The 18,003-nt window shown below is 59.8% G+C and carries 18 protein-coding genes; 15 read left to right on the top strand and 3 right to left on the bottom strand.

Annotation, left to right across the window (positions count from 1 at the left end; translation table 11 throughout):
* Window positions 1-2: 2 nt before the first annotated feature.
* The 5 genes from AC1DQM_RS24890 (at window position 3) to AC1DQM_RS24910 (ending at window position 5,352) form a co-directional block, all read left to right on the top strand.
* The gene (locus AC1DQM_RS24890; protein WP_019581394.1) at window positions 3-1,214 is read left to right on the top strand and encodes an MFS transporter; all 1,212 of its coding nucleotides are present in this window, start codon (window positions 3-5) and stop codon (window positions 1,212-1,214) included.
* Between the two features lie 151 nt (window positions 1,215-1,365).
* The gene (locus AC1DQM_RS24895) at window positions 1,366-2,292 is read left to right on the top strand and encodes a DUF72 domain-containing protein (RefSeq protein ID WP_258612735.1); all 927 of its coding nucleotides are present in this window, start codon (window positions 1,366-1,368) and stop codon (window positions 2,290-2,292) included.
* Window positions 2,289-3,086 carry an endonuclease/exonuclease/phosphatase family protein gene (locus AC1DQM_RS24900; RefSeq protein ID WP_477747005.1) on the top strand — a complete coding sequence of 266 codons (798 nt, stop codon included), beginning with the start codon at window positions 2,289-2,291 and terminating at the stop codon, window positions 3,084-3,086. The genes AC1DQM_RS24895 and AC1DQM_RS24900 overlap by 4 nt, the downstream gene beginning before the upstream one ends.
* Complete coding sequence (gene clsB, locus AC1DQM_RS24905; RefSeq protein WP_477747006.1) at window positions 3,083-4,369, top strand: cardiolipin synthase ClsB; 1,287 nt, start codon at window positions 3,083-3,085, stop codon at window positions 4,367-4,369. The genes AC1DQM_RS24900 and clsB overlap by 4 nt, the downstream gene beginning before the upstream one ends.
* A complete protein-coding gene (locus AC1DQM_RS24910) occupies window positions 4,366-5,352 on the top strand; it encodes a lysylphosphatidylglycerol synthase domain-containing protein (RefSeq protein WP_477747007.1) in 987 nt (328 codons plus the stop codon). The genes clsB and AC1DQM_RS24910 overlap by 4 nt, the downstream gene beginning before the upstream one ends.
* Before the next feature lie 42 nt (window positions 5,353-5,394).
* Here AC1DQM_RS24910 and AC1DQM_RS24915 read toward each other — a convergent pair whose 3' ends face one another.
* From AC1DQM_RS24915 to AC1DQM_RS24925, 3 genes are all read right to left on the bottom strand, one after another.
* A complete protein-coding gene (locus tag AC1DQM_RS24915) occupies window positions 5,395-6,153 on the bottom strand; it encodes an alpha/beta hydrolase family protein (protein WP_477747008.1) in 759 nt (252 codons plus the stop codon).
* Entirely contained in the window at window positions 6,143-7,252 is a 1,110-nt protein-coding gene (locus AC1DQM_RS24920; protein ID WP_477747009.1) for a DUF3182 family protein, read from the bottom strand. Before AC1DQM_RS24920 ends, AC1DQM_RS24915 begins: the two co-directional genes overlap by 11 nt.
* A gap of 209 nt (window positions 7,253-7,461) precedes the next feature.
* Complete coding sequence (locus AC1DQM_RS24925) at window positions 7,462-8,457, bottom strand: GlxA family transcriptional regulator (protein WP_477747010.1); 996 nt, start codon at window positions 8,455-8,457, stop codon at window positions 7,462-7,464.
* Between the two features lie 101 nt (window positions 8,458-8,558).
* Here AC1DQM_RS24925 and AC1DQM_RS24930 point away from each other — a divergent pair, with 101 nt between their 5' ends.
* The 10 genes from AC1DQM_RS24930 (at window position 8,559) to AC1DQM_RS24975 (ending at window position 17,956) form a co-directional block, all read left to right on the top strand.
* Window positions 8,559-9,107: a cysteine hydrolase family protein gene (locus AC1DQM_RS24930; RefSeq protein WP_007933671.1), complete on the top strand. Its 549-nt coding sequence runs from the start codon at window positions 8,559-8,561 to the stop codon at window positions 9,105-9,107.
* Between the two features lie 280 nt (window positions 9,108-9,387).
* Window positions 9,388-9,969, top strand: a complete 582-nt coding sequence (locus AC1DQM_RS24935) for a YjfI family protein (protein WP_018925667.1) — start codon at window positions 9,388-9,390, stop codon at window positions 9,967-9,969.
* A gap of 24 nt (window positions 9,970-9,993) precedes the next feature.
* Window positions 9,994-10,692, top strand: coding sequence for a PspA/IM30 family protein (locus AC1DQM_RS24940; protein WP_138866379.1), 699 nt, complete (start codon window positions 9,994-9,996; stop codon window positions 10,690-10,692).
* A 247-nt stretch (window positions 10,693-10,939) separates the two neighbouring features.
* Window positions 10,940-11,503 (top strand): rhomboid family intramembrane serine protease, encoded by a 564-nt coding sequence (locus AC1DQM_RS24945; protein WP_111454180.1) that lies wholly within the window; start codon window positions 10,940-10,942, stop codon window positions 11,501-11,503.
* A gap of 71 nt (window positions 11,504-11,574) precedes the next feature.
* Window positions 11,575-12,609 carry an ion channel gene (locus AC1DQM_RS24950; RefSeq protein ID WP_111454179.1) on the top strand — a complete coding sequence of 345 codons (1,035 nt, stop codon included), beginning with the start codon at window positions 11,575-11,577 and terminating at the stop codon, window positions 12,607-12,609.
* Window positions 12,596-13,276, top strand: a complete 681-nt coding sequence (locus tag AC1DQM_RS24955; RefSeq protein ID WP_111454178.1) for a DUF2491 family protein — start codon at window positions 12,596-12,598, stop codon at window positions 13,274-13,276. The genes AC1DQM_RS24950 and AC1DQM_RS24955 overlap by 14 nt, the downstream gene beginning before the upstream one ends.
* Before the next feature lie 14 nt (window positions 13,277-13,290).
* Window positions 13,291-13,719, top strand: a complete 429-nt coding sequence (locus AC1DQM_RS24960; protein ID WP_018925663.1) for a DUF350 domain-containing protein — start codon at window positions 13,291-13,293, stop codon at window positions 13,717-13,719.
* 19 nt (window positions 13,720-13,738) lie between these two features.
* Window positions 13,739-14,467: a DUF1190 domain-containing protein gene (locus AC1DQM_RS24965; RefSeq protein WP_018925662.1), complete on the top strand. Its 729-nt coding sequence runs from the start codon at window positions 13,739-13,741 to the stop codon at window positions 14,465-14,467.
* 12 nt (window positions 14,468-14,479) lie between these two features.
* Window positions 14,480-15,637 carry a glutathionylspermidine synthase family protein gene (locus AC1DQM_RS24970; RefSeq protein ID WP_018925661.1) on the top strand — a complete coding sequence of 386 codons (1,158 nt, stop codon included), beginning with the start codon at window positions 14,480-14,482 and terminating at the stop codon, window positions 15,635-15,637.
* A 120-nt stretch (window positions 15,638-15,757) separates the two neighbouring features.
* Entirely contained in the window at window positions 15,758-17,956 is a 2,199-nt protein-coding gene (locus AC1DQM_RS24975) for an OsmC domain/YcaO domain-containing protein (RefSeq protein WP_258612741.1), read from the top strand.
* Window positions 17,957-18,003 lie beyond the last annotated feature (47 nt).

Here is an 18,003-nt window from a genome sequence, read left to right on the forward strand (position 1 = left end):
CCATGCCCATTGCCTTGCTGGCGCTGACCCTTAGCGCTTTCGCCATCGGGACGACGGAGTTCGTCATCGTTGGCCTATTACCCACCATCGGCGCCGACCTCGGCGTCAGCCTGCCGTCTGCCGGTTTGCTGGTCAGTTTGTATGCACTCGGGGTGGCCGTCGGCGCGCCGGTACTGACCGCCCTCACCGGCAAAGTCCCGCGTAAATTGCTGCTGTTGTCGCTGATGGTGCTGTTCACCCTCGGCAACTTGTTGGCCTGGAAAGCGCCGAGCTACGAGTCGCTGATCATTGCGCGGATCGTCACCGGCCTGGCCCACGGGGTGTTTTTCTCAATTGGCTCGATCATCGCCACCAGCCTGGTGCCTAAGGAAAAAGCCGCCAGCGCGATCGCCATCATGTTCACCGGACTGACCGTGGCGCTGGTCACTGGCGTGCCGCTGGGGACGTTTATCGGTCAGCATTTCGGCTGGCGTGAAACTTTCCTCGCGGTGTCTGCACTGGGTGTGATCGCCTTCATCGGCAGCCTGCTCTACGTACCGAAGAACATCGCCCACAGCAAACCGGCTTCGCTGTTGCAGCAGTTGCAAGTGCTCAAGCAACCGCGCCTGTTGTTGGTGTATGCCATGACGGCGGTCGGCTACGGCGGCTCGTTCATCGCCTTCACCTTTCTGGCACCGATTCTTCAGGACATTGCGGGCTTCAGCGCCAGCACCGTCAGCCTGGTGCTGCTGGTGTACGGCATCTCGGTGGCCGTCGGCAACATCTGGGGCGGCAAGCTGGCGGACAAGCGCGGCCCGATCGGCGCCCTGAAAATCATCTTCGCCCTGCTCGCCGCCGTACTGTTCGCACTGACCTTCACCGCCGCCAATCCATGGCTGGCCCTGGCCACTGTGCTGGTCTGGGGTGCGGTGGCGTTCGGCAACGTGCCGGGGCTGCAGGTATATGTGGTGCGTCAGGCCGAACATCACACCCCGCATGCGGTGGACGTGGCGTCGGGCCTGAACATCGCGGCGTTCAACCTCGGCATTGCCGGTGGTGCGTGGGGTGGTGGTTTGATCGTGGCGCATATGGGCCTGATCCATACCGCGTGGATCGGTGGCCTGGTGGTGTTGGTGGCATTGGCACTGACCGCCTGGAGTGGTCGTCTCGATCGATTGGGTCCGGTGTATGCCGAGCCGGCTGAAGGTTCGGCCCGGATCGTCGCCGGACACTGATAGATCAAAAGATCGTAGCCTTCGGCAACGCCTGCGCGCCTGTGGGAGCTGCCGAAGGCTGCGATCTTTTGCCCGTCCGTAGCCCCGTCGAAACTTTCTCACACGCCTGGCAGTCATCAAAAGACAGGGCTGTCCGAGGATGGGAGGCGACATGGCGGCGATTCATATCGGTATTTCAGGCTGGCGCTACACGCCCTGGCGGGGAGGCTTCTACCCGAAGGGGCTGACCCACAAACGCGAATTGCAATTCGCGTCACGGGCAGTCAACAGCATCGAAATCAATGGATCGTTCTACGCCCTGCAACGGCCCGAACGTTACGCCCAGTGGTACGCCGAAACCCCGGCGGGCTTCGTGTTCAGCGTCAAGGCGCCGCGTTTCATCACCCACATCAAGCGCTTGCGGGAGATCCATAAACCCCTGGCGAATTTCTTCGCCTCCGGGGTGCTGGAACTCAAGGAAAAACTCGGCCCGATCCTTTGGCAGTTCCCGCCCAGCTTCAAATTCGACCCGGAGCTGTTCGAACACTTTCTTGAACAACTGCCCCACGACACCGAACAGGCCGCCGCCCTTGCCCGCCAGCACGAACCACGTCTGAACGGTCACGCCAGCATGAAGGCCTACGGCAAAAAACCAGTGCGTCATGCCGTGGAAATTCGCCACGAAAGCTTCGTCGATCCGGCCTTCGTCCGGCTGCTCAAACGCTACAACACCGCGTTGGTGATTGCCGACACCGCCGGCAAATGGCCGTACCGCGAAGACCTCACCAGCGATTTCGTCTACCTGCGCCTGCACGGCGCCGAAGAACTCTACGCCAGCGGTTACACCCCTCAAGCGCTGCAACGCTGGAGCGAGCGGATCGAGGCCTGGCATCACGGCCAGCAACCGGCAGATCCGCAATTGATCGCGCCCCGGCAAAAACCCAAGACTCGCAGATCCCGGGAAGTGTTCTGCTATTTCGATAACGACATCAAAGTCCGCGCGCCCTTCGATGCCCGCCACCTGCTTGAGCGTTTGCATCTCGACAAAGACCTGGTCACGGCCCCCGGCGAGCCGGTTGCCGAAGGAGCGCTGCCATGAGCATTCCCGAACCGGTCGGCGGGACGGATGAGCAGCAACCCATCAGCAATGCCGTGAGCCGCTTCACCGTGCTGACGGTCAACACCCACAAGGGGTTCACCGCACTCAATCGGCGCTTCATCCTGCCCGAGTTGCGCGAAGCGGTGCGCAGTGTGTCCGCCGATGTGGTGTTTTTGCAGGAGGTCCACGGCACCCACGAACAGCATCCCCAGCGCTACAACAATTGGCCGGCGATGCCCCAGTACGAATTCCTTGCCGATAGCCTGTGGCCGCAATTCGCCTACGGGCGCAACGCGGTCTACCCGGCGGGCGATCACGGCAATGCACTGTTGTCGAAATTCCAGATCATTCGCCACGACAACCTCGACGTGTCCATCAGCGGCCATGAAAACCGTGGAGTCCTGCATTGCGTGTTGCGGATGCCCGGCGATGGCCGGGAAGTGCATGCCATTTGCGTCCATCTGGGTCTGCGCGAAAGCCACCGGACGGCACAGCTCAAGCTGCTGATCCGACGCCTGGAAGAGTTACCGCAAGATGCCCCGGTGGTGGTCGCCGGCGACTTCAACGACTGGCGCCAACGCGCCGATGCGTTGCTCAAGCCTTGCGGTTTGCGTGAGGTCTTTGCCGAGCAGCATGGCAAACCGGCGCGCAGTTTCCCCGCGCGTTTGCCGGCGTTACGCCTGGACCGCATCTACGTGCGCCATCTCAAGGCCAGCCATCCGCAAGTGCTGGCGGCACGCCCCTGGTCACACCTTTCCGACCATGCGCCCCTGTCGGTGGAGATCGAGTTATGAGCAGCCCATCGATGGAAAAAACCACGGTCGAACATGTCTCCCCACCTCCCCCCGTGCGCGAGCCCGCGGTGACTGATGTTGAATACGGCTGGCACGGTAACAACCGGGTCGAGTTGCTGGAAAACGGTGAGGCGTACTTTCCACGGGTGTTTGAAGTGCTGCGCCAGGCCCAGAGTGAAATTCTCCTGGAAACCTTCATTGTGTTCGAGGACAAGGTCGGCAATGAGCTTCAACAGATCCTGATTGAAGCGGCACAACGTGGCGTGCGTATCACGGTCAGTCTCGACGGCTTTGGTTGTGGCGAACTGAGTACGGCGTTCCTCGCCGCCCTGAGCAACGCAGGCGTGCGCCTGCAAATATTCGACCCCGCCCCGCTTCACCTGGGCATCCGCACCAACTGGTTCCGCCGTCTGCACCGCAAGATTGTGGTGGTCGACGGCACGATTGCGTTCCTCGGCGGGATCAATTTTTCCGCCGACCATCTGGCCGACTTCGGCCCCGAGGCCAAGCAGGATTATTCGGTTGAAGTGCAAGGCCCGGCAGTGGCCGATATTCATCATTTCGCCCTGCTAAAAAGCGGTCGACCGGCTCGGGCCAAATACTGGTGGCAGCGCCGCCGGCAGCGGCACGCTGAACTGGCGGTCAGCGATCATGACGGTCAGGTGCGGCTGGTGTATCGCGACAACGCAGAACACCCAAACGATATCGAAGAGGTGTATTTGCAGGTGCTGCGCAGTGCCCGGCGTCGCGTGGTGATCGCCAATGCCTACTTCTTTCCGGGCTATCGGCTGCTGCGCGAGATTCGCAATGCGGCACGCCGGGGGGTCGAGGTGCGCCTGATTCTTCAGGGACAACCGGACCTGCGGGTGGCCAGGCTCGCCGCGCGCATGACCTACGATTACCTGCTGCGGGCCGGGGTGGTGATCTACGAATATTGCGACCGCCCACTGCACGGCAAAGTCGCCCTGGTCGACGAGGACTGGAGCACTGTCGGCTCAAGCAACCTCGATCCGCTGAGCCTGTCCCTGAACCTGGAAGCCAACGTGCTGATCCGCGACCGTATCTTCAACCGCGATCTGTACGAGCGTCTCGACGAGTTGAGCAGCAACCATTGCAAGGTCATGTCGGTGGACACAGCCCCTCGCGGGCGGATCTGGGACATGACCATCGGCTTTCTGGTGTTTCACTTCCTGCGGCATTTCCCCGCATGGGCCGGTTGGTTGCCGGCGCATAAACCGCGCCTGAAGCCCTTCATCCACCCACCCGGGAGCGCCAAGGCATGAGCCATTCCGAAGCGCAGCCTGCGTCGCACTCCGACACGCCGGGCAAACACCACTGGCACCGCTGGAAAAGGCCGCTGACGATGCTGTTTTTCCTGGCGCTGATCGTTTTGTTCACGATGCTCGCCCAGCGCATCGAATGGAACGAAGTGTTCGATACCCTGGCTGATTTCAAAGTACGCACGTTGATCATTGCGTCAGGTGTGACCCTGGCAAGCTTTCTGGTCTATGCCTGTTTCGACCTGATCGGGCGCACCTACATCCGGCAGAACCTGACTTGGCGGCAGATCCTCCCGGTGGGGATCATCAGCTATGCCTTCAACCTCAACCTGAGCGCCTGGGTCGGCGGCGTCGCCATGCGTTATCGGCTGTATTCGCGGCTCGGCGTGAGCAAAGGCAACATCGCAAAAATCCTCGGGCTGAGCCTGGCGACCAACTGGTTCGGCTACATGGTGATTGCCGGCGCGGTGTTCAGCAGCGGCCTGATGCGAATGCCGCCGGGCTGGAAAGTGAGCAGCAATGCACTGCAGGACGTGGGGATTTTGTTGCTGTTGTTGAGCATGGGATATCTGGCGGCCTGCCGGTATTCCAGGCGCCGGAAATGGTCGGTTCGCGGCGTGGATATCATTCTGCCGTCGCTACGCATGGCAATCCTGCAACTGGCCCTCGGCGCACTGAACTGGGCGCTGATGGCGGCGGTGATCTTCACGTTGCTGCCGAGCAAACTGGACTATCCGCCGGTGCTTGGTGTGTTGCTGATCAGCGCCATTGCCGGGGTCATCACCCATATCCCGGCCGGGCTCGGTGTGTTGGAGGCGGTGTTCGTGGCGCTGCTGCAGCACGAAGTATCGCGGGGCAGCCTGGTGGCGGGGTTGATCGCTTATCGGGCGATCTATTTCATTCTGCCGCTGTTGATAACGGTGTTGATGTATCTGGTGGTGGAAGCCAAGGCCAAGTCGTTGCGGATCTCGAAGAAACCTCGGTGAGATGTGGTTTGCCTGCGAACGACCGCAAGACCACCGCCTCTCTCAACTCGATTGAATGATGCTCAACCGCTCACCCACCACCATCTCGGTGATCCAATCCACCAGAATCGAGGTGTACGCCTGTTGCGAAACCGGGTCGCTCAAGGCGTGATCCGCACCATCGATGATCCGGTGAGTCAGCGAGTGAGTCTGCTGACACGCGGCGCGGTAACTCATGATCGTCGCGTGGGGTACATAGGCATCGGTCTCGGACTCCACCAGCAACACATCCCCGGTGAATTGCGAGCAGGCGTGCAACGCGCGATTGCTGTCGGCGCGCACCAGCGTGCCGCGATAGTCGCGCAAGTCGGCTTTGTCCAACTCACGCTTGGGCGTGTGCCACAAGTCGTCGCGATACAATGCCGGCACCCGCAGCGCCAACCAGCGCACCGGACGCAACGTCGTCAGGATCGCCGCCAGATAACCGCCATAACTGGTGCCGACCACCGCGATCGCAGAGGTGTCGAGCGCCGGGTGGGCGAGCAAGCGGTCGTAGGCTGCCAGCAGGTCGCGCAGGTTGTCTTCGCGGGAGACCCGGGACAACGGAATGCCGGTCCCGCCGGTATGGCCACGCAAGTCGAACGTCAGGCACACACAACCCAACCCGGCAATGCCTTTGGCGCGCTCCAGGTCGCGCTCCTGGCTACCGCCCCAGCCGTGGACGAAAAGCACCCCCGGGACTTTCGATTTGGGGCTGAGGAAGGTCCCGCTCATCTGTTCATCGTCGATGTCGATCTGAATGGTTTCGCTTCTAGCCGTCATAGGATTTGACCGTCACGTACTTGAGAAGAAAATCACTGTGTTCCGCCGGCCCGCGGTACACCTCGATAGCGTTCGCCGGCAGCGTTTGATCGCTATAGGTTTCGACCGACGACACGCGAATGGCACGCAGGCCGGGGTCGTAGACAAAGCTCTGCAACGCCGCGACTTCGGCGCTGCTGGCACCGCCCAAACGCCAGGATTGTTCGAGCACGCCGCTGCGTTGTCGGCCGTTGCAGTCCAGCCCCTGGGCGATGTCGTAGTTGCGCCGCGAAGCATAGAAACCGGGGTAGGCTTCATCCGCCGCACTGTCGAATACCTGTGCCTGCTGGATCGCCAGCCTCACGTCATCCGGCAGTTCCAGCGCCAGCAGGTCCTCGTAATAACCCTGCACCACCAACAGATTGGACCCTCCATAAACCTGCTCGCCCTGAGCGTCTTCGGTCAAGTATTGATCACCGCAATAACTCAGCACCGTGTCGCCGATGAAGCTTTGGCCGACGCTGTGGGTGATCACCTCGGTCAAGTCCTGCTCCAGCACCACGCCTTCGGTGAACAGTGCCTTGGCCTCGGGGCGAGCGAGGATGGCGTCGAACTGGTCGAGGCTCTTGATCACTTCCTGACCGCGTCCGGCGCAGGCGTGAATAGGCTTGATGCGGATCGGGCCGCTGTAGAGCAGGTGCTCCGCCGCCGGGCGCGCATCGTCCAGGGAGAACACGCTGAGGCCATCGAGCACGACGCTGCGCACCCGTTCGCAAAACAACGTTGCCCAGCCTTCGGGCGCGAACGCATAGCGGTTCAACAGCCCATGACTGATGGCTTTGGTGCAGATGAAATCGTGGTCGACGTAACCGCCCCACAAATCCTCCGGCCCTTTGACGCCCAGCTTCCGGGCGATAGCGGCGCCCACCAGCGTCTGGGTCGGCAACAGATAGCGGTCACGACCGCTGTGCAGTTGCGGGTCGTAACTGCCGCCGTATTCGAGCCCGACGATCTGCGCCAGCCAACGAGCCAGCGCCCGATTGGTTTCAACTTCGTGCAGCGGGGCATCGGGCCGTACCGAATGGGCGAGTACCAGTTTCTGGCGATTTGTTGGGGTCATGCGTCCCCCTTCAATCTGCGTTGGATAAATGTAGCTGGAGGGGTGCAGGGATCAGGCCAATGGCGGCTGATGAAGAACGACTGTTAAATCAGCCGGTTGCCCAGACAGTAATGGCATTACGCCTGTTTGATTATGCACGACGCCCTTCAGGACTCCGGCATTTTGCACGACTCAAACCTCCCACATTTTCTTGATCTGGCGTGCTCTGGCTACCGGGCCACAACAGCTGGCGGCGTCACGCCAAACCGCGTCCGGTAATCACTCGGCGCCAGCCCGGTAATCTTTTTGAACGTCGCACGAAACGCACTCGGGTCCTGATAACCCACGGTCCAGGCAATGTGATCAATGGTGCCGTTGGTGAATTCGAGCATCTCGCGCGCCTTGCCGACGCGCAGGTGCTGGCAGTACTCGGTGGGTTTCAACCCGGTCGCCGCGCGGAATCGCCGCAGGAAGGTGCGCTCTTCCAGCCCCGCCCGATCGGCCATTGCCGCCAGCGAGACATCGACCGCCCCGGTGCTTTGCAGCCAATGCTGGACCTTGAGAATCGAGGCATCGCCATGGCTGAGAATCGGTGAAAAATTACTGCCGCATTCGCTCGCGCTGTCGCTGTGCTCCACCACCAGAAAGCGTGCCGTGCTGGTGGCGATGCTCGGCCCCAGTAAACGGTTCACCAGGCGCAATCCCAGCTCTGACCAGGCCATCAGCCCGGCGGTGGTGATCAGATCGCCGTCGTCGACGATGGGCGTGTCGGCCTTGAGCTTGATCGCCGGATAACGCTCGGCGAAGGCTTTGGCCGAGGTCCAGTGGGTGGTGGCGCTCCGACCGTCGAGCAGACCGCTTTCGGCCAACAGTATAGAACCCACGCAAACTCCGCCGAGGGTCGCGCCGCTGGCGTGTTGCTGACGAATCCAGCGAATCAGTCCCTGCGGTGCCTGGCCCTTGGAAAAACCCCCAATCGAAGGCGGGATCAACACCGCCACCAGCGCGCCGTCCGGACCGGGTTGACTGTCGTAGACCCGCTCGGGCGCCTGATCGCCCTCGACCCGCCAATGGCTGATCCGCAACAACGGCAACTGCGCCGTCTGATGCTCGGCGGCAATCCGGTTGGCCACCCCGAACAGATCCGTCAGCCCATGCACCGCCGCCATCTGCGCGCCGGGATAGATCAGCACGCCCAATTCGACGACTGCCCTTTCTACGCCCATTGTCAGTTTTCCCCCTTCTATTGTCGGTGCGGCCAATCCTCGGACGGCCTGCAGAACCTGATACTTGAATCACACCCAACAAGCACTTCGAGGAAACACTCATGGCCAAGCAAGCACTCATCGTAGTCGATATCCAGAACGACTACTTCCCCCAGGGCAAGTGGCCTTTGGCGGGCGCCGATGCCGCCGCAGACAACGCTGCACGGCTGATCCAGGCCTTTCGCGAGGCCGGTGACGCGGTGGTGCACATCCGCCACGAATTCACCTCCGACGCCGCGCCGTTCTTCACCCCGGGCTCCGACGGCGCGAAGCTGCACCCCAAAGTCCTCAACCGCGCCGATGAACCGGTGGTGCTCAAGCACTTCGTCAACTCGTTCCGCGAAACCGAACTCAAGGACATCCTCGACCAGCAAGGTATCGAACACCTGGTGGTCGTCGGCAGCATGAGCCACATGTGCATCGACGGCGTCACCCGTGCCGCAGCGGACTTCGGCTATACGGTCACGGTGATCCACGACGCATGTGCCACCCTCGACCTGGAGTTCAACGGCGTCACCGTCCCAGCCGCCCACGTTCACGCCGCCTTCATGTCGGCTTTGGGTTTTGCCTATGCCAGCGTGGTGTCCACCGATGACTTTCTGGCTGGTTAGATGAGAAGCTCGTTCTACAGGATTGCGCTTAACTGATCGGAATCATGCTGCTTCCCTTCTTTTTCATACACCTGCGCAACCGTCGAAAAAATCTCACGCGTGAGCTATTGAGGGCTGCAAAAATAGCCTGTAGTGTTATCACGCGTGAGTTTTTCACAACGGGATCAGCACCATGAAAAGCAGCTCTCCATCAGATCCGCCTACCGGGTCTGTTACCGATTCAGCGAGCCGCAAAGGAGAGCGCTCGAAACCCTCCGCGAAAAAACCATCGAGCTTCTACATGAAGCAGATGCGCGCGGGCCTGGGTGCCGCCGGCTATGTGAAACACGAGACTTGGGTGCTTCCCGAAAATCGAAGCCTGCTCAAGCAGATGGAGAAACAGCTACGCCAACCGATTCTGGCTGGCTCATTCATGTCGGAGAATTACATGAGCGCAGGTAATAACTGGAACATCGATCGCCTCTACAGCGCCCTCCAGGCCCTCGACGAAGTGGTTGCGAACGAAATCACCCTCTCCCTCGTTCAAGGCTCCGAATCCAGCATCAAGCTGGAAATGAACGATTTCGGTGGCTTGCCGATTTACATCGCGGTGGTTGGCGATCAGATCATCGTCGATACGGTCCTGGTCGATGTCGAGTCGATCAACGACGTCCCGGCATTCAATGATGCCGTATTGCGCAGCCGGGAAATGTTCCCGCTGTCCTCGATCGGTATCGAGTCCATGCCCAACGGGCAGGTCGTTTACAACATGTTCGGCGCGCTGAGCTCCGACTCCAGCCTGACCAACGTCGTGACTGAGATCAAAACCCTCGTCGACAACGTCCAGCGCGCCAGCGAAGCCTTTGAACGCTTCTTCAATTAATTATTCGGGAACAGGATATATCCAATGACTCAGTCCATCTGGAGCAAATTGTTCACCGCGCTGCGTGGCGGTGCCAACGAAGTCGGCGAATCGATCGTCGACCAACAGGCCCTGCGCATTCTCGACCAGGAAATTCGCGATGCTGACAGCGCGCTGGCCAACGCCAAGCGTGAGCTGGTCACCATCATGGCCAAGCACAAACTGTCGGCTGACCGCGTCAGCGAGTACAACGCCAAGATCAAGGACCTGGAATCCAAAGCCCTGGCCGCGATCCAGGCCAACCGCGAAGACTTGGCACTGGAAGTGGCCGAAGCCATTTCGACCCTGACCAATGAACTGGATGTCGAGCAAAAGCAGGCCACCGAATTCGGCGGTTACGCCGACAACATGCGCAAAGACATCACCAAGGCTGAAAACCGCATCAAAAGCCTGCGCCAGCAAGTGGACATGGCCAAGGCTCGTGAAAGCGTACAGAAAGCCCAGGTCAGCGCCTCGATCGCCAGTGGCGGCGCCAACGGCAAGCTGGAAACCGCCGTCGGTACACTGAACCGCCTGCAGGCCAAGCAGCAGCAACGCGCCGCTGAACTACAAGCCCAGGACGAACTGGCCGATGCGTCGACCGGCACCGACCTGGAGCGCAAACTGCGCGAAGCCGGCATCACGCCGGACGCAGGCAGCGCCAATGCGATCCTGGAACGCCTGAAGAAAAAATCGGCCGAGTAAGCAATACCCCGGCAGAAAGGGCATTCATTGCCCTGATGCCAGTCAGTCAAGTGCACTGCCCCTGTGGCGAGGGAGCTTGCTCCCGCTGGACTGCGCAGCAGTCCCTTCTTTTTGGGGATAAGAGGGGCCGCTGCGCGGCCCAGCGGGAGCAAGCTCCCTCGCCACAACTTTACTCAGTGCTTGTTCTATCTCTTAACTGGCAGGCATTAATTGATCGCCCTTCTTTACTGCCGAATCGAGGTCAAGGATGGATGCCCTGAAGGGTTTCAAGACAATCGCCGGCCTGGCCATCTTCATGGTTGCGCTGCAACTGCTCAATGTGGCGACCGGCTACAGCCTTAACGCCTTCGGCCTGGTTCCGAGAACCTTGCACGGACTGGTCGGCATCATCACCTCGCCTTTCTTGCACACATCCTTTGCGCACCTGAGTGCCAACCTGATTGCCTTTTTGATCCTCGGCACCCTGGTCATCGCCGAAGGGCTCAACCGGTTCATGGCCGTCAGCGCTATCATCATTTTGCTGGGCGGTTCACTGATCTGGCTGTTCGGTTTTGCCGGCGTGCATATCGGTGCCAGCGGCTGGGTGTTCGGGCTGTGGGCGTATCTTCTTTCGCGCGCCTGGTTTCAGAGGAGCTGGAGCAACCTGATAACGGCCAGTGTCGTGGCCCTGCTCTATGGTGGGCTGATTGTTGGCTTCCTTCCGCGCCGGGGCATTTCCTTCGAAGGGCATATTTTTGCTGCAATCGCCGGGTATATTGCAGCCAAGGTACTGTTATCTACGCCGCGCAGCAGGTTTAATGCCGCCCGGTAACCACACTCGAGCACTCAAATGCCCGAGCGATTACGTCGCCAGGAATGAGCCCCCAAGGAGTCAGGGATGTAATGTCGATTTTCCTTTTATTGCGCGCGTACGCGGCGTCCTTCTTCCATCGCTTCGGCTGGGCCGGCCTGGCCATTGCGCTGGGCGTACACCTGAGCACGGCCTGGCTCGGCCTGGTGCTTCTGGGCGAACAACACCTCATCGCTCCCGCCACGTTCACCTACTTCTATCTCACCACCACGCTCACCGTCGGCTACGGCGATCTTGCGCCACAGACAGCCGCGGGACGGATTTTCGTGGCTACCTGGGTCATGCTCGGGGGCATTGCGCTGCTGACCGCAGCCATCGGCAAAACCACCAGCAGTGTCATCGATGTATGGAGAAAAGGCATGAAGGGTAAAGGCGATTTCACCGGCAAGGTCGGCCATACCGTTCTCATCGGCTGGGAAGGCGCGTCCAGCGAGCGGGTTATTGAGTTGCTGCTGCAGGACGAAACGTCCAATGACAACCTGATCGTCATTTGCGATTGCGACCTCGAAGAAAACCCCATGCCGGGCAAGGCGGCCTTTATCAAAGGTGAAAGCCTGTCCTCTGTCGCGCTTTTGCTGCGTGCCGGCGTGCCTGGCGCCGAACGCGTACTGGTGCGCACCCATTCAGACGATCTGACCCTGGCCACCGTGCTGGCGGTCAATCAACTGAGCCCGGTCGGGCATGTGGTCGCCCACTTCAATGAAAGTGAAATCGCCGCGCTCGCCAGCGCCTACGCGCCCAGCCTGGAATGCACCTCAAGCATGGCCATCGAGATGTTGGTGCGCGCCTCTCAGGATCCGGGCTCGTCAGTGGTCATCAATGAATTGCTGTGCGTGGGCCAAGGCGCCACCCAATACCTGATGAGACTGCCCGAAACCTTTGAAACAACGTTCGGCGATCTATACGCACAGATGAAAGAACGCCATAACGCGACCCTTATCGGCTACCGCGCCAAAGGCGCCCGACAGCCTTCAATCAACCCGCCCGGCGCCACTCGCGTCAAGGGCGGCGAACTCTTCTACATCGCCTCTACTCGCCTCAAGGAAATCTCCAATGGGATGGTTTAAACAGTTGCTGGGGCTTGAGGCCCCGAACGCGGGCACGAATACCGATTCGAAATGGACAGCCAACGATAACCTGCCAGTCACCGGCCCGCTGGGCCTGGCATTGGGCAAGGGCGTGATGTTCGACACGACCCTGAAACTGTTGCTCGACGAAAAAACCGCGGTAACCATTCCCGGCTCCCAGCAAATCTGGAGCGCCGGCACCATTGAGCTCGGGCAGTCGACCTGGTTGTCGCGCTATTACATGAACGACGAAGACTACTGGCTGCAAGTGCACACCACCGGCGACATCGCCGGGCAGGTCGAGTCGGTGATCCTGTTCAACTACCTCAGTTACGTCACCATCAACAGTGAAGCGGAGCTGCGGCGGCTGGCCGGCCCTCAAAGCCTGATCGGGCTGCCGACCTACACCCTCAACGGTGTCGAATACACCCGCGAATGGGGCACCGAGAACGGCCAGACCGAACTGGTGCCGTTGAGCGAACACCTGAAGAATCCGGACGAAACATACAGCATCCAGCACTGTTCGATGTTGTACGCCCGCGAAACCGGCCTGACCGATCGCCGGGAATTCCTGCTGTTTTCCGTCGAAGAAGACGCCGAAGGCACCATCAGCTTGAGCACTTCGCTGGGTATTTCGCTGTACACCACCGACCTGAACACTTTTTAAAAAGGAAGAAGTCCATGCTTGAAGCGCTCTCTATCTCCCTGAACAAAGCCGCCGTGCTCGGGTTTGTTTTGTACATCCTCGGCGCCGCCGTGTTGTTCGCGCTGTTCCAGTTCATCTACACCCGCATCACACCGCACCGGGAATTCGAGTTGATCCGTGCGGGCAACGTTGCGGCCGCCATCGCCCTGGGCGGCGCCATCATCGGATTCGCCATTCCGGCCAGCAATGTGATCGCCTACTCGATCAGCATTCTGGACTTCGTCGTCTGGGCGGTGATCGCCGCTTTCGTCCAACTGCTGGCGTTCCTGGTGACCAGCCTGGTGCTCAAAGGCGCCTCTGAACGCATCAAGAACGGCGAAATCGCAGCGGGTATCTATGTCGCGGCAGTGGCGATCAGCGTCGGCATGTTGAACGCCGCGTGCATGACCCCTTCCCAGAACTGATTGCGCCACGGAGATTGCGATGAAACGAAGCAAGTACGTTCAGCTCTCGCTGGCGGCATCGGTCGCCATGGCGATATCAGGCTGCGGGCCGACGGAAAAAACCTACGAGATACACAAAAAGTACAACTTCCAGTCCGTCCAGCAGTGCGCCGATGAAAAACTCCCGGTCGACATCTGTTCTGACGCCTATATGAAGGCCATGGCCCAGCATCGAAGCATTGCGCCGGTGTACGACAACCAGGCTGATTGCGACGCCGACTTTGTCGCCGACTGGTGCCAGCAGGATTCCGCCGGCAAATTCATCCCCAAGCTCGGCGGTTTCGAACTGAGTGCCGATGGCGAGGTGACGCAGTCCGAAGTGGACGCGGCCAAGGCTAAATTGCCCGCATCGGAAGCGAATGCCGCAGGGTCGGGTTTCTCCGGCAGTAGCCTGCTGACCGGGCTGCTGATCGGCAACATGCTCAGCAGCAACCGCAACAGCTACTACTCCGAACCGGTCTACCGCTATCGCGATGATCGCGGTGACTACTCGTCCTCGACACTCAGTCAGCGGGTATCGTCAGGTTCAACCTTCAACAGGTCCAATCAGGCGCGTTACGGCAGCAGTGGCAGTTACACCGACACCATCACTCGCAGCAAGCCGGTGTCCGTTGCATCGTCCACTTCCCGCGGCGGGTTCGGCAGCCAGGCCAGCGCACGCAGTGGCTGGGGTGGATCAGGCAAGAGCTTTGGCGGTTCGAGTAGCTAAGGGAACAAGGCCATGAAGAAAATCCTCTGCGCAGAGCGTCATGACTGGAAACAGACCGCCGAAAGCCTCGGTTTTCTGTTCCATACCATCGACGACGAACCCTATTGGGACGAGAGCGCGTACTACCAGTTCACGCTCAAGCAGATCGAGAACGACCTCGAAGACCCGACCACCGAGGTTCACGAGATGTGCATGGACCTGGTGGCGCGAGTGGTACAAAGCGAAGAGTTGCTGGAGCGCCTGAGCATCCCCGCGCCGTTCTTCGACATGGTTCGCACTTCATGGCTCGAAGGCCACCCGCACCTGTATGGGCGCATGGACTTCTCCTACAACGGCAGCGGACCGGCCAAGTTGCTGGAACTCAACTACGACACGCCGACCAGCCTGTATGAGGCCGCGGCGTTTCAGTGGGGCTGGCTGGAGCAATGCATCGAGCGTGGCTTGCTGCCCAGGCACGCCGACCAGTTCAACAGCATCGACACCAAGCTGCATCAGGCTTTTGCCCAACTGCAGCTCAAACAGCCCTTCTATTTCGCCTCGATGAAAGACTCGGTCGAAGACAAGGGCACCACTGATTACTTGCGCCTGGTCGCGGAAAAGGTCGGCATCGAATCGCGGCACATCGACATCGAAGACATTGGCCTCACCAGTGACGGACGTTTCGTCGACCTCGAAGATCGCTGGATCCCTCACCTGTTCAAACTGCATGCCTGGGAGTTCATCTTCCACGAACCCTTCGGCACAGCGATTGCCCAGAGCGATACGCAGTTTTTCGAACCGCCCTGGAAATCCATCATCTCCAACAAGGGCATCCTGCCGCTGCTGTGGGAGTTCAACCAAGGTCACCCGAACCTGCTCGCGGCGCACCTGGACTCCGACCCGAGTAAAGCGGTGCCCAAAGGTTGGGTGCGCAAGCCATTCTTCTCACGGGAAGGCGCGAACATTGAGCTGCAAACTGCCGATGGCCTGATCGTAAAAGAGGACGGCCCCTACACTGATGCGCCGTTTATCCTTCAGGAGTTTGCCCCGCTGCCGAAATTTGGCGACAGCTACACGCTGATCGGCTCCTGGGTGATCGGGGATCAGGCGGCCGGCATCGGCGTGCGTGAGGACAACAGCTTGATTACCAAGGATTCGAGCCGGTTCTTGCCGCATCTGATACTCGACTGAGCCCTTCATTGCCCACTAAAAAAGCCTGGTGTCGACATATCGTCAGACACCCACAAGACTTACTGCGCAAATGCCGGATAATGGCGGCCATTCGTTTAGCCGTTATTCTGGTAATCCCCCATGGAAATCAAGGTCAACTTTCTCGACAACCTGCGACTTGAAGCCAAGTTCGATGACTTCACGGTGGTGGCCGATCAACCTATCCGCTACAAGGGCGATGGCTCGGCACCGGGTCCGTTCGACTACTTCCTGGCTTCGTCGGCGCTGTGTGCGGCGTATTTTGTGAAGTTGTACTGCAACACGCGCAATATCCCCACGGATAACATCCGCCTGTCGCAGAACAATATTGTTGACCCTGAAAACCGCTACAACCAGATTTTCAAGATCCAGGTCGAGTTGCCGGCGGACATCTCCGACAAGGACCGCCAGGGCATCCTGCGCTCCATCGACCGATGCACCGTGAAGAAAGTGGTGCAAGCCGGGCCTGAGTTTGTGATCGAAGAAGTGGACAACCTCGACGCCGATGCCCAGGCGTTGCTGATGCCTGCTTCCAGCTCAGAGGCGAGCACCTATATTGCCGGCAAGGATCTGCCGCTGGAGCAAACCATCGCCAACATGTCGGCCATTCTGGCGGACCTGGGCATGAAGATTGAAATCGCCTCGTGGCGCAATATCGTGCCCAATGTGTGGTCGTTGCATATCCGCGATGCGCACTCGCCGATGTGCTTTACCAACGGCAAGGGTGCGACCAAGGAAGGCGCGTTGGCGTCGGCGTTGGGCGAGTTTATCGAGCGACTCAACTGCAACTTCTTCTACAACGACCAGTTCTGGGGCGAAGACATCGCCGACGCAGCGTTTGTGCACTACCCGGACGAACGCTGGTTCAAGCCTGGCCGTAAAGATGCACTGCCGACCGAAATCCTCGACGAGTACTGCCTGAAGATTTACAACCGCGACGGCGAGCTGCGTGGTTCCCACCTGATCGACACCAACTCGGGCAATGAAGAGCGTGGCATCTGCTCGCTGCCTTACGTGCGCCAGTCCGACGGCGAGGTGGTGTATTTCCCGTCCAACCTGATTGAAAACCTGTTCCTGAGCAACGGCATGAGTGCCGGTAACACGCTGGCCGAAGCCCAGGTGCAGTGCCTGTCGGAGATTTTCGAGCGCGCGGTAAAACGCGAAATCATCGAAGGTGAATTTGCCCTGCCGGATGTGCCGGCTCACGTGCTGGCGAAGTACCCCGGAATACTGGCCGGGATTCAGGCACTGGAAGAGCAAGGGTTCCCGGTGCTGGTGAAGGATGCGTCCCTGGGAGGTGAATTCCCGGTGATGTGCGTCACGTTGATGAACCCGCGTACCGGCGGTGTGTTCGCCTCGTTCGGTGCGCACCCGAGCCTGGAAGTGGCGCTGGAACGCAGCCTGACCGAATTGCTGCAAGGCCGCAGCTTCGAAGGCCTCAACGACCTGCCCCAGCCGACATTTGAAGGTCATGCGGTGACCGAGCCGAATAACTTCGTCGAGCACTTTATCGACTCCAGCGGCGTGGTGTCGTGGCGCTTCTTCAGCTCAAAATCGGATTACGAATTCGTGGAGTGGGACTTCTCCGGCCAGGGTGAAAACTCCAATGCCGAGGAAGCCGCGACCTTGTTCGGCATTCTCGAAGGCATGGGCAAAGAAGTGTACATGGCGGTCTACGAGCATATCGGTGCAACGGCCTGCCGCATCCTGGTGCCAGACTATTCGGAAATTTATCCAGTAGACGATCTGATCTGGGATAACACCAACAAAGCGCTGTTCTTCCGCGCCGACATCCTGAACCTGCATCGCCTGGACGAAGAAGAGCTGCAAGCGCTGGTTGAGCGTCTGGTGGAAAGTGAGCTGGACGACTACACCGACATCACCACCTTGATCGGCATCGAATTTGACGACAATACCGCCTGGGGTCAGCTGACGATTCTGGAGTTGAAGCTGCTGATTTATCTCGCCTTGCAGCGGTTTGAAGAGGCGAAAGAAGCGGTAGAAATGTTCCTGCAGTACAACGACAACACGGTTGAGCGCGGCTTGTTCTATCAAGCCGTGAATGTGGTGCTGGAGATGAAACTGGACGAAGACCTGGAACTGGAAGACTACGAGGCCAACTTCCGCCGGATGTTTGGCAACGAGCGGATGGATGCAGCGATCGGATCGGTAGATGGCAGCGTGCGCTTCCATGGCTTGACGCCGACCAGCATGAAACTGGAGGGGCTCGATAGGCATTTGCGCTTGATCGAGAGCTACAAAAAACTGCACATGGCGCGGGCCAACATGACCGCCCTGTAGGAGCCGGCTTGCTGGCGATCCAGGCGCCGCGGTTAACCAGGCAAACC

The organism is Pseudomonas sp. 01L34, from assembly GCF_056400265.1.